This window comes from Vibrio sp. Y176 (assembly GCF_033438945.1).
Genome location: NZ_JAWOQS010001170.1, coordinates 1 through 521, shown reverse-complemented (window position 1 = coordinate 521; position 521 = coordinate 1). Strand labels below are relative to the sequence as shown.

Below are 521 nucleotides of genomic sequence, written 5' to 3'. Positions count from 1 at the left end.
GCTTGCATCCAACATCAGCGACTTAGCTGCCATGGGCGCAACACCTGCTTGGGTAAGCTTTGCATTGACCATGCCTGAAGCGGATGAAGAATGGCTCGCACCCTTCTGTGATGCGTTTTTCGAACTGGCGGATTACTTTGGTATTCAGTTAATCGGCGGTGATACAACGAAAGGCCCATTAAGCTTAACACTGACAGTGCAAGGTTTTGTGCCTGAGGGCAAAGCGCTGACTCGCTCTGGCGCGAAAGTCGGGGACTGGGTGTATGTCACGGGGAATTTAGGTGCCGCAAAAGCAGGACTGGATGTCGTCTTAGATGAAGCACTTCGCAGTCGCATTGGTGCTGATGAACTAGAAAAAGCCCACTACCTAAGTACTCCGAGAGTGTTAGCGGGGCAAGCTTTGGTAGGATTAGCATCTTCGGCAATTGATATTTCAGACGGCCTGATTTCGGATATCAAACATATTTTAAAACGCTCACAAGTTGGTGTGAGTATCGATGTGTCTCAATTACCAATCTCTT

The 521-nt window shown here is 48.6% G+C and carries 1 protein-coding gene; it reads left to right on the top strand.

Features of this window, described 5'->3' with window-relative positions:
- A partial coding sequence (thiL, locus tag R7O13_RS30800) for a thiamine-phosphate kinase (RefSeq protein ID WP_318305709.1) occupies positions 1-521 on the top strand: 521 nt, incomplete at both ends.